Source organism: Flaviflexus ciconiae, from assembly GCF_003971195.1.
Taxonomy (GTDB): domain Bacteria; phylum Actinomycetota; class Actinomycetes; order Actinomycetales; family Actinomycetaceae; genus Flaviflexus; species Flaviflexus ciconiae.
The window spans coordinates 150,388-162,201 of record NZ_CP034593.1 but is presented as its reverse complement, the minus strand read 5'-3'; the positions used below and the strand labels follow the sequence as shown (position 1 = coordinate 162,201).

The 11,814-nt window shown below is 60.9% G+C and carries 7 protein-coding genes, 1 pseudogene and 1 riboswitch; of the genes and pseudogenes, 1 reads left to right on the top strand and 7 read right to left on the bottom strand.

Annotated features, from left to right (window positions below; genetic code table 11):
• Positions 1–87: riboswitch (SAM riboswitch) on the bottom strand.
• A gap of 225 nt (positions 88–312) precedes the next feature.
• Positions 313–1,122 carry an aldo/keto reductase gene (locus EJ997_RS00685; protein ID WP_126702866.1) on the bottom strand — a complete coding sequence of 270 codons (810 nt, stop codon included), beginning with the start codon at positions 1,120–1,122 and terminating at the stop codon, positions 313–315.
• 69 nt (positions 1,123–1,191) lie between these two features.
• Complete coding sequence (locus tag EJ997_RS00680; RefSeq protein WP_126702865.1) at positions 1,192–1,833, bottom strand: HAD family hydrolase; 642 nt, start codon at positions 1,831–1,833, stop codon at positions 1,192–1,194.
• Positions 1,834–1,902: 69 nt separating this feature from the next.
• Here EJ997_RS00680 and EJ997_RS00675 point away from each other — a divergent pair, with 69 nt between their 5' ends.
• A complete protein-coding gene (locus EJ997_RS00675; protein ID WP_126702864.1) occupies positions 1,903–2,886 on the top strand; it encodes an MFS transporter in 984 nt (327 codons plus the stop codon).
• A gap of 432 nt (positions 2,887–3,318) precedes the next feature.
• Here EJ997_RS00675 and tuf read toward each other — a convergent pair.
• The 5 genes and pseudogenes from tuf to EJ997_RS00650 all read right to left on the bottom strand — a co-directional run bounded on the left by tuf (position 3,319) and on the right by EJ997_RS00650 (position 11,760).
• Positions 3,319–4,511 (bottom strand): annotated as a pseudogene (tuf, locus tag EJ997_RS00670) (elongation factor Tu).
• Between the two features lie 108 nt (positions 4,512–4,619).
• Entirely contained in the window at positions 4,620–6,737 is a 2,118-nt protein-coding gene (gene fusA, locus EJ997_RS00665; protein ID WP_126702863.1) for an elongation factor G, read from the bottom strand.
• A 38-nt stretch (positions 6,738–6,775) separates the two neighbouring features.
• Positions 6,776–7,246 carry a 30S ribosomal protein S7 gene (gene rpsG / locus EJ997_RS00660; RefSeq protein ID WP_126702862.1) on the bottom strand — a complete coding sequence of 157 codons (471 nt, stop codon included), beginning with the start codon at positions 7,244–7,246 and terminating at the stop codon, positions 6,776–6,778.
• Positions 7,246–7,620 carry a 30S ribosomal protein S12 gene (rpsL, locus tag EJ997_RS00655; RefSeq protein ID WP_126702861.1) on the bottom strand — a complete coding sequence of 125 codons (375 nt, stop codon included), beginning with the start codon at positions 7,618–7,620 and terminating at the stop codon, positions 7,246–7,248. The genes rpsG and rpsL overlap by 1 nt, the downstream gene beginning before the upstream one ends.
• 249 nt (positions 7,621–7,869) lie before the next feature.
• The gene (locus EJ997_RS00650; RefSeq protein WP_126702860.1) at positions 7,870–11,760 is read right to left on the bottom strand and encodes a DNA-directed RNA polymerase subunit beta'; all 3,891 of its coding nucleotides are present in this window, start codon (positions 11,758–11,760) and stop codon (positions 7,870–7,872) included.
• Positions 11,761–11,814: the final 54 nt, after the last annotated feature.

Sequence of the window (11,814 nt, the reverse complement as noted above, 5' to 3'; positions counted from 1 at the left end):
CCTCCATCGGTCCTGGCCTTAGCACCGGGTTTTTCTCGGTTGCTGCGGCGTCGACGAGCCAGGTCTCTCAGCCACTCTTGATGGTTCCCCCATTAGACAACGCCCCAGGTCAGAGCGCCAAACAATCTCAGGATTTGGACGCAGTTGGCCGTGTGACACCGAGCACGTTATGTCAACCTATGTCCACTTTATTCATGGGCAAGGGAGAGCCCCGACGACAGTCACCCGCACGTTCCTGTACAGGAAATGTGCGAGGCATAACTACCGCCGGGGCGCCTCTGAAGTTTGGTTCTACACTTTAAGTGCTTAGGTCTATCGCTCGTCGTGCGTTGCAGGATCCCATTCGCCAAGTTCGCGCTGCGGGAGTGCGGAGATCGCTTCCACCTCTGCGGGGGTCAGCTGAACCTCGACAGCCTCAAGGTTCTGCTTCCTACGCTCCTCGTTCGTGGAGCGGACAATCGGGATGGCACCGATCGCACGGTGCCAGGCCAGGACTGCCTGCGAGGGCGTGATGCTGTGCGCTTCGGCCGCGGAGACCACAGCTTCTGTCTCGAACAGGTCACCACCCTTTGAAAGCGGGGACCAGGACTGGACAGCAATCCCGCGATCAGCAAGTTCCTTGCGGTATTCGGGGCGGTGCAGGCCCGGGTCAACCTGCACCTGGTTCGTGGCAGGGACGAGGCCGGTCTTAGCCTTCAGTTCATCCAGGTGTTCGATGAGGAAGTTGGAGACGCCGAGGGTGCGGACAAGACCTTCCTCCTGCGCCTTGGCCATCTCCTCGTACGCCTCGGGGTAAAGGCCAAGCATGGGGAGCGGCCAATGAATAAGCCACGCATCGAGGTAGTCGACGCCGAGCCTGCTAAGGCTACGCTCGAGCGCTCCCCGAACATCCCCATGATCATTGCCGCGGAGCTTGGTTTGGAGAATAACGTCCTCGCGAGCAACGCCGGAGGCCTTGATTCCCTGACCGACGGCCTCTTCGTTCTCGTACTTCGATGCCGTGTCGATAAAGGTATAGCCAGCATCGAGCGCCGAAGCGACAGCAGTTGTCGCTTCCTCTCCCATGAGGGGAGAAGTGCCGAATCCGATCTTCAGTGAATTGAAATCAACCTGTGCGTTCATTCACCCAGGCTACCAACGCGTAACCTCGGCGACGAGAGTTCCAAGCCCCTGGCAGAATCCGAAACGAACTCAGAGGAGGCCTGCGAGTGCCGCGAGCTCCAGCTTCAACACGTTAACGACTCTCGCTCCCGCACCGCGTGCCGACGTCTCCCCCGGGATTGAGTCTTCAAAGGCCAAGCATTCGGCGGGGTTCACACCGAGTCTGCTGATAGCGGTGGCATAGGGCTCGGGGTCCGGCTTGCCACGCTGCACCTGATCCCCGGTGACACGCGCAGAGAAGTAGTCTCGCGGCAGGCTTTCAATGGCCGGCCCAGCTAGATTCATCGGGGTGGCAGTCACTAGAGCTTGGGGCATTCCAGCATCTGCAAACGCATCGAGAAGTTCAATAGCTCCGGGCATGAGGTCCGGATCCGAATAGACCTGCTCGGCCATGAGGACCGCTACCTCTTCGAAGAGAACCATGCCGTCAGCAACGTCCCCACCATCGCGCCGGAGAACAAATTCCATGTGTTCGGCATGATCTTCCGTGGATGATCCGTGGAGAGCTTCTTCATCGGATTTCAACCAGCTTCCACCCCGTGCTTCAATGATCTTCTTCGTGTTGGCAACCCACTGGGACTCGGTATCCGTGATCGTTCCATCCAGGTCCCAGAGGATGGCGGAGGGTTCAGAATTGAGTCCGCAGGCGCGGTACACGTCAACAAGGCTCATACTGCCAGGGTACGCGAAGCCACCTGATGGTACGACTCGACGCGCACTCCATCACCCTTCCACGTGCGGATGGAACCTCTCCCATGCGGACTGGCGGGACATGCCCAAAGATTCACCGATGCTCGCCCAGCTCAGACACTGTCCGGCCCAGTTCTCCTACTCGCTGCCGGAATCATCGGAATAGCCGACGTCGTCTTCACAACCGCAGAGACGACCGTGATCCCCGCTCTTGTCCCGAAGAAGCGGCTCAAACACGCCTACTCCCGCCTGGCAGTCACAAGTCAGTCAGCATCAGCTGCCGCGGCGGGCACCGGCAGCCTGGCATTGGGCTTTCTCGGGATGCCCGGGATGATCACCCTAGCAGTCACGTCCTACGTTTCATCCCTGCTCAGCCAGCTTGGGATCCGGGCACCTGCTCAACCAGAGACTATGCAGATCAGACCGAAGGCTCGTCTACGCGATGGCTTCGTTGCCTTCTGGGAGATTCCTGCCCTCCGGGCCCTTACCACCTCGGCAGCATTGACAAACGCTGGGGTGATGCTCGGCAACACAATTCTGCCGGTGTTCATTCTCAGCGACCTTGGTTTCTCTCCCGCCATCTACGCAGCCCTTGGTGTCATCTCAACCATCGGCGCTATCATCGGTGCCGGGCTCGCGCCCCGCCTCTCAGGACACAACGGTCTGCGCCGACTACGTATCGCCTGCGCACTCGTTGCGGTTTCCGCCGTTCTCCTCGCGGTGTTCTGCCAGCGACTGCCGGGCCCGGAACTAATCTGGCTAGCGATCCAAGGCTTCTCGTGGAATCTGCTCGTCAGTATCTCAGCGGTGTCCGGAGCCGAGGTACTACCCAAGACAATCAGCCAAGAACAGCTCGCATCGGTCGCAGCTTCACAGCGCACCATCACGCTAGGGATCATGCCGATCTCAGCCCTTATCGGTGGCGCCCTTGGAACAGTGGCGGGTTCGGTACCGATGCTGGTGGTATGGGCGGAGCTAGCGGGCCTTGCAACTCTCCCCATCCTCGCCAAACGCTCCCTCGAAGATTACCGCTAGTTGTCTGCGGGCCGGTGGATTGACTGGACCGTAGTCGGCCACCTCCCACTGACCCACCGCTTACGTGCCATGAACTGAGGAGCCCTGGGCATATGCTCCACCCATAGTCCCAGTCGCGGTAGATGGTCTGCACTAGCCGCACCGGCATCACCTCCGCGTTGCACGAGAGCACAATCGCTCCTTCGCTGTCGAAGCAGTCCCGGTTCCGATCGGACGAGCATCCTCGGGTACCTCTTCAGTACGTCAGCGCCGCAGGGGAATCCCAGACACAGCACTTCCCGAGATAGCTCCTTTCGATGTCGGCCCATCGCGCCCGACAATGCTCCCCTGTTTGAAATCACTCCCCTCTCGGGACATGCAACCCGTTGAGACAAGTACGCCCCGGCGAAAGCCGGGGCGCACTCATGAGATCGATAGATCTAGGCGTTTGAATTAGCCGAGGATCTTGGTGACCTTACCTGAACCAACGGTGTGGCCACCCTCGCGGATAGCGAAGCCGAGGCCCTCTTCCATGGCGATGGGCTGGATCAGCTCAACGGTCATCTCGGTGTTGTCACCGGGCATAACCATCTCGGTGCCCTCGGGAGGGTGATGACGCCGGTAACGTCCGTGGTACGGAAGTAGAACTGCGGGCGGTAGTTGGAGAAGAACGGGTTGTGACGGCCGCCCTCTTCCTTCTTGAGCACGTAGGTCTGTGCCTCGAACTTGGTGTGCGGGGTGATGGAGCCGGGCTTGCAAACGACCTGGCCGCGCTCGACCTCTTCGCGCTTGATGCCGCGGATGAGGAGACCACAGTTCTCGCCTGCGTCGGCGTGGTCCATCTGCTTGTGGAACATCTCGATACCGGTGACGGTGGTCGTCATCGGCTTCTCCTTGATGCCGAGGATCTCGACATCGGAGTTGATCTGGAGCTGACCACGCTCGACACGACCGGTGACAACGGTGCCACGGCCGGTGATGGTGAAGACGTCCTCGATGGGCATGAGGAACGGCTTGTCCATGTCGCGGACCGGGTCGTCGAAGTAGGTGTCAACCTGCTCCATGAGGTCCTGAACGGACTTGACCCACTTCTCGTCGCCCTCGAGTGCCTTGAGAGCCGAGATCTGCATGACGGGAGCGTTGTCGCCGTCGAAGCCCTGCGACGAGAGAAGGTCACGGACCTCCATCTCGACGAGCTCGAGGATTTCCTCGTCGTCAACCATGTCGGACTTGTTCAGCGCAACGATGAGCTGCGGAACGCCAACCTGGCGGGCGAGAAGAACGTGCTCACGGGTCTGAGCCATCGGGCCGTCGGTGGCGGCGACAACGAGAATCGCGCCGTCCATCTGTGCGGCACCGGTGATCATGTTCTTGATGTAGTCGGCGTGACCGGGGGCGTCAACGTGTGCGTAGTGACGCTTCTCGGTCTGGTACTCAACGTGCGAAACGTTGATGGTGATGCCGCGCTGACGCTCCTCGGGAGCGTTGTCGACCTGGTCGAACGGGGTGAACTCGTTCAGATCCGGGTACTGGTCAGCAAGAACCTTCGAGATGGCAGCGGTCGTCGTCGTCTTACCGTGATCGACGTGACCGATGGTGCCGATGTTCATATGCGGCTTGGACTTGTCGTACTTGGCCTTGGCCACTTGTCCTCCTGTAGGACTCGGGTAGTTTCTCTGCTTGAAAAGGATACAGGAGCATCCTCGGGGCGGAGCGATCTACTATCGGTTATTTTTCTTACAAATGACCTAGGCTCACTCGCCCCGGGTCTTCTTGATGATTTCCTCGGAGACATTCCTCGGAACTTCCGCGTAAGTCGCGAACTGCATGGTGTACACCGCGCGACCCTGCGTCTTGGAACGCAGATCACCAACGTACCCGAACATTTCGGACAGCGGAACCTGGGCGCGAACGATCTTGATGCCGGTCGCGTCCTCCATGGACTGAATCATGCCACGGCGAGAGTTAAGATCGCCAATCACATCGCCCATGTACTCTTCGGGGGTCCTGACCTCGACGTCCATCATGGGCTCGAGGAGAACCGGATCTGCCTGCTTGATGCCTTCGCGGAAGACACCCTGGCCGGCGATCTTGAATGCCATCTCCGAGGAGTCGACATCGTGGTAGGCGCCGTCGAGGAGGGTGGCCTTAACGCCAACCATCGGGTATCCGGCGAGGATACCGTTCTCCATGGCAGCCTGGATGCCCTGGTCAACCGACGGAATGTATTCGCGGGGAACACGGCCGCCGGTCACGGCGTCAACGAATTCGTAAACTTCGCTGTCTTCGGTCTGCGGGATCGGCTCGAAAGCGACCTGGACCTTAGCGAACTGACCCGAACCACCGGTCTGCTTCTTGTGCGTGAAGTCGACCTTGTCGACCTTGCGGCGGATGGTCTCGCGGTACGCAACCTGGGGTGCGCCAACGTTGGCGTCAACCTTGAACTCGCGCTTCATGCGCGTGACAAGGATGTCGAGGTGGAGCTCGCCCATACCGCCGATAACGGTCTGGCCGGTTTCCTCGTCGAGGCGGACGGAGAACGTCGGGTCCTCTTCAGCAAGACGCTGAATGGCGGTGCCGAGCTTCTCCTGGTCGCCCTTCGACTTGGGCTCGATAGCAACGTGGATAACGGGCTCGGGGAACGTCATCGACTCGAGGATGACAGGCTTCTGCGCGTCGCAGAGCGTGTCGCCCGTGGTCGTGTTCTTGAGTCCGATGACCGCGTAGATGTGGCCCGCGTGGGCAACGTCAACGGGGTTCTCCTTGTTGGAGTGCATCTGGAAGATGCGGGAGATGCGTTCCTTGTTCGACTTCGTCGAGTTCTGGATCTGCGAACCTGCCTCGAGCTTGCCCGAGTAGACGCGGATGTAGGTGAGCTTGCCGAAAAACGGGTGAACGGCAACCTTGAACGCGAGAGCCGCGAAGGGCTCGTCCTCGTTGGCGGAGCGGGTAACAACTTCCTCTTCGTTGCCGACGGCGTGACCTTCGATGGCCGGGACGTCGAGCGGGGACGGGAGGTAGTCGAGAACGCCGTCGAGCATCGGCTGGACGCCAATGTTCTTGTAGGCGGAACCGCAGAAGACCGGGTAGGCCTCGCCAGCGATCGTGAGCTTACGGATGGCGCCCTTGATCTCGTCGATCGTGAGCTCTTCGCCACCGAGGTACTTGTCGAGCAGGTCCTCGTCGGTCTCTGCAACCGACTCGAGCAGCTCGGCGCGAGCGGCCTCAACGGCGTCCACCATGTCGGCGGGAATCTCTTCCTCGATGACAACGGTGCCGTAGGTCTTCTCACCGTTCTGCTCTGCCGGGAAGCGGTACGCAACCTGCTTGATGACGTCAACGACGCCAGCCAGGTCGGACTCTGCACCGATGGGGAGGGTCACGACGAGCGGGGTCGCCTTGAGGCGATCCTTGATCGTCGAGACGGTGAACTCGAAGTTGGCTCCGAGCTTGTCCATCTTGTTGACGAAGCAGATACGGGGAACGTTGTACTTATCCGCCTGACGCCACACGGTCTCCGACTGGGGCTCAACGCCCTCCTTGCCGTCGAAGACTGCGACAGCGCCGTCGAGGACGCGCAGTGAGCGCTCAACCTCGACTGTGAAGTCGACGTGACCGGGGGTGTCGATAACGTTGATCTGGTGGTTCTTCCAGAACGCGGTTACGGCAGCCGAGGTGATCGTGATACCACGGTTCTTCTCGTCTTCCATCCAGTCGGTCGTCGAAGCGCCGTCGTGTGTCTCACCGAGCTTGTAGTTGATGCCGGTGTAGAACAGAATACGCTCGGTCGTTGTCGTCTTGCCGGCATCGATGTGCGCCATGATGCCGATATTGCGGACCTTCTTAAGGTCGGAAAGCACTTCCTGTGCCACTATTAGCTCTCTTCAGTTCGAGGTTGTCGGACGGCCGCTTACCAGCGGTAGTGAGCAAAGGCCTTGTTGGACTCTGCCATGCGATGGGTGTCTTCGCGACGCTTGACAGCGGCGCCGAGACCGTTCGAGGCGTCGAGGATCTCGTTCATGAGTCGCTCGGTCATCGAGTTCTCGCGGCGCTGCCTCGAGTAGTCAACGAGCCAGCGGAGCGCGAGAGTCGTGGAACGACCTGCCTTAACCTCGACGGGGACCTGGTAGGTCGCACCGCCGACGCGGCGGGACCGCACCTCGAGCGAAGGCTTGATGTTGTCCATGGCGCGCTTGAGAACCTCGATGGCATCCTGGCCGGACTTCTCGGCAACACCGGAAAGGGCGCCGTAGACGATCGCCTGAGCGGTCGATTTCTTGCCGTCGCGGAGCACACGGTTGACCAGCTGGGTCACGAGCTCCTGGCCGTAGACGGGATCTGCAACGAGGGGGCGCTTCGGAGCGGGGCCTTTACGGGGCATTAGTTCTTCTCCTTCTTTGCGCCGTAGCGGGAACGTGCCTGCTTGCGGTTCTTAACACCCTGGGTGTCGTGCGAACCGCGGACGATCTTGTAGCGAACACCGGGGAGGTCCTTCACGCGGCCGCCACGGACGAGCACGATCGAGTGCTCCTGAAGGTTGTGGCCTTCACCGGGGATGTATGCGGAAACCTCGATGCCGGTCGAAAGGCGCACGCGGGCGACCTTACGAAGGGCCGAGTTCGGCTTCTTGGGGGTAGTTGTGTATACGCGGGTGCACACCCCACGACGCTGCGGGCTACCCTGGAGCGCCGGCGTCTTGGAGGCGCCTGGCTTCGATGACCGACCCTTGCGGATCAGCTGCTGAATAGTGGGCACTCTATCTCCTGCTCATTATTAACTGGTGGAAGGGCTCGAGTAGTTACGAGCCCGTGACCGAACGGTCTTTCGCAGCAACGCCGGACGGTCTCCTCCCTTGCAGGTGCAACTCCCGCGCGCGAGGGATGTTCGATAATACGAACACCGTATATCAGATTAGCGTTATTGCTTCCGCTAGGTCAAAGGATTGGCCTGTATCGAGCGGTGGTACTCGACACAGGCCAATCCCCTAATCAGCGATGATGGTGGTTAGTTTCCACCGAAGGCCGGTCCGTAGCCGGAGTATCCGGTTCCGTAGAGGCCAGCGCCGAGATCCAGTCCCGAATCGTACGGGTCAAGATCCTGGCGGATGAATCCGGTCATCTTCTCGAACTCGAGGCGAGCCTCGGTCGTCGGCTCTGCCTTGACCTGGCGGAGCTTCTCCAGACCGGTGCCGGCCGGGATGAGCTTACCGAGAATGACGTTCTCCTTGAGGCCGTTCAGCGGGTCGCGCTTCGAGTTGAGCGCGGCCTCGGTGAGGACCTTGGTGGTCTCCTGGAACGAAGCAGCGGACAGCCACGAGTCGGTCGCGAGCGACGCCTTCGTGATGCCCATGAGCTCCGGGCGGGCCGTTGCGGGCTTGCCGCCACGTGCCACTGCCTCGCGGCTTGCGGACTCGTAGTCTTTGACGTCAGCGAGCTCACCGGGAAGGAGGTTCGTGTCGCCGGACTCGATGACCGTGACGCGACGCAGCATCTGGCGAACAATAACCTCGATGTGCTTGTCATGGATCTCGACGCCCTGCGAGCGGTACACGGCCTGCACCTGTTCGACCAGGTAGAGCTGTGCACGACGACGGTTCGAGATGCGGAGGACCTTCTTCGGGTCAACCGAGCCCTCGGTCAGCTGCTCGCCAACAGCGACATGACTGCCGTCCTCGACGAGAAGCTTCGCGGAACGCGAGACCTGGTACGCCAGGTCCTCACCGCCGTCGTCACGCTTAATAACGATCTGGCGGGAGCGCTCGGAGTCCTCGATGGACACGGTGCCTGCGGCCTCCGTGATCGGGGCCTCACCCTTGGGGGTACGGGCCTCGAAGAGCTCCTGGACACGCGGAAGACCCTGCGTGATGTCGTCTGCCGAAGCAACGCCACCGGTGTGGAACGTACGCATCGTCAGCTGCGTGCCTGGCTCACCAATCGACTGTGCGGAGACAATACCGATTGCCTCACCGATGTCGACCAGCAGGCCGGTTGCAAGCGAACGTCCGTAGCATAGTGCACAGGCACCGGAACGCGAGTTACAGGTAAGAACCGAGCGAACCGTAACCTCGTCGATGCCGAGGTTGAACAGCCTCTCGATCTCCACGTCGCCAAGGTCGGTGCCGGCGCTCACGATGACATTGCCATCGGCGTCGGCGACGTCCTGGGCGAGCGTACGGGCGTAGACCGAGGTCTCGACCGCCGGATCGAGGCGGCGGGAGCCGTCCTCGTCAACGAAGGCAATCCTGTTCGTCAGGCCCTTGTTGGTGCCACAGTCGTTTTCACGAATGATGACGTCCTGGGCAACGTCAACAAGTCGACGCGTCAGGTAACCGGAGTCGGCGGTACGGAGAGCCGTATCGGCCGTTCCCTTACGGGCACCGTGCGTTGCCGAGAAGTATTCGAGAACCGAGAGGCCTTCGAAGTAGTTCGACTTGATCGGGCGGGAGATGATCTCGCCCTTCGGGTTAGCCACGAGGCCGCGCATACCTGCAAGCTGACGGACCTGCGTCCAGTTACCACGAGCACCGGAGGTCACCATGCGGTTCACCGAGTTGTTGCCCGAGAAGTTGTCCCTCATTTCCTTCGCCACGCGGTCGGTGACTTCGGTCCAGAGGTCGAACAGGTCGCGGCGACGGTCGGCGTCCTGAATCATGCCGTCCTCGAACAGTTCCTCAATCTTCGCGGCCTGCGCTTCGGCAGCCTCGAGGATTCCGGCCTTCGACTCGGGAACCTCAATGTCGGCAAGCGAGATCGAGACACCGGAACGTCCGGCCCAGTAGAAACCGGTCGACTTCAGAGCATCGAGCGACGCACCGACATCAACCTTCGGGTAGCGCTCGGCAAGCTCGTTGATGATCGAGCCGAGGCGCTTCTTGTCGACAACCTCGTTCACGTACGGGAACTTGACGGGGAGAGCGTCGTTGAAGAGCGCACGGCCAAGCGTGGTCTCCAGCATGATCGGCTGACCCTCTTCCCAGCCCTCCGGGGCAACCCAGCCGCGCGGCGGGACCAGCTCGGAGAAGCGGATGCGGATCGGCTCGCCAAGGGCAATATCGCCGTTGTCGTGGGCCATGACGGCCTCGCCGACTGCGGAGAAGGAACGCTTCTCGCCCTCGTGATCGTTCTCGCTCGTCAGGTGGTACAGGCCGATAATCATGTCCTGCGAGGGCATGGTGACCGGACGACCGTCGGACGGCTTGAGGATGTTGTTGGCCGACAGCATGAGGATACGGGCTTCTGCCTGCGCCTCGGCGGACAGCGGCAGGTGCACTGCCATCTGGTCACCGTCGAAGTCGGCGTTGAAGGCCGCACAGACGAGCGGGTGCAGCTGAATGGCCTTACCCTCAACGAGCTGCGGCTCAAATGCCTGGATGCCGAGACGGTGCAGGGTTGGTGCACGGTTCAGCAGGACCGGGTGATCCGTGATGACCTCTTCGAGGATGTCCCACACCTCGGTGCGCTGGCGCTCAATGAGACGCTTCGCAGCCTTAATGTTCTTCGCAACCTGCTGGTCGACGAGACGCTTCTGCACGAAGGGCTTGAAGAGCTCGAGAGCCATGGCCTTCGGAAGGCCGCACTGGTGCAGCTTGAGGGTCGGGCCCACAACGATAACGGAACGGCCCGAGTAGTCAACGCGCTTACCGAGCAGGTTCTGACGGAAGCGGCCCTGCTTGCCCTTGAGCATGTCGGACAGCGACTTGAGGGGACGGTTACCGGCGCCCTGAACGGGACGGCCGCGACGGCCGTTGTCGAAGAGGGCATCCACCGACTCCTGAAGCATGCGCTTCTCGTTGTTCACCATGATCTCGGGAGCATCGAGGTCAAGCATGCGCTTGAGTCGGTTGTTGCGGTTGATGACACGACGGTAGAGGTCGTTAAGATCCGAGGTCGCGAAGCGCCCACCGTCGAGCTGCACCATGGGGCGCAGGTCCGGGGGAAGCACCGGGAGGACGTCAAGAACCATCGACTCGGGCTTCGTGCCTGTCGTGCGGAACGCGTTCACAACCTTAAGGCGCTTGAGCGCACGGGTTTTGCGCTGAGCGGTGCCGGTCTTGATGACCTCCTGGAGGATTTCAGCTTCGGCTTCAAGGTCGAAGGTGCGCAGGCGCTCCTGGATTGCCTCGGCGCCGCGCGATGCCTCGAAGTACATGCCCCAGCGGGCGTACATTTCGCGGTACAGGTCCTCATCACCCTCAAGGTCGCCGACCTTGAGCTTCATGAAGCGGTCCCAGACCTCTTCAACGTGATCGCGCTCGGCTTCGGCGGACTTGCGGATGTTCCCCTGGTCCTTTTCGCCGGCGTCCTTGATCGCCTTCTTTTCCTTAGCGGAAGCGTTCTCGGCTTCGGCGGCTTCGAGTTCGCGCTCCATTTCTTCGGCGCGTTCGTTGATGTCTACATGCATCTGGTTCTCAATTTCCTTGAGTTCCAGGTCGAGTTCACCGCGGAGTTCCGGCATGGCCTCCGAACGGCCCTCTTCATCAACGTCCGTCACCATGTAGGCGGCGAAGTAGATGACCTTTTCGAGGTCCTTCGGGGCAATGTCGAGGAGGTATCCCAGGCGTGACGGGACACCCTTGAAGTACCAGATGTGGGTAACGGGGGCGGCGAGCTGGATGTGACCCATCCGCTCGCGACGCACCTTGGCGCGGGTGACTTCAACACCGCAGCGCTCACATTCAATCCCCTTGTAGCGGGGACGCTTGTACTTACCGCACGCGCACTCCCAGTCCCTGGTCGGACCGAAGATGCGTTCGCAGAACAGACCATCCTTCTCGGCCTTGAGCGTGCGGTAGTTGATGGTCTCGGGCTTCTTGACCTCGCCGTGCGACCAGGAGTGAACGTCCTGTGAGGTCGCAAGCGAGATATGGAGCTGATCGAAGAGATTAACGTCGAGCAAGTTTCCTACTTCTTCCTAAGCACCCTGCCACGGAGAAAGGCTGGGTGGGCGCTG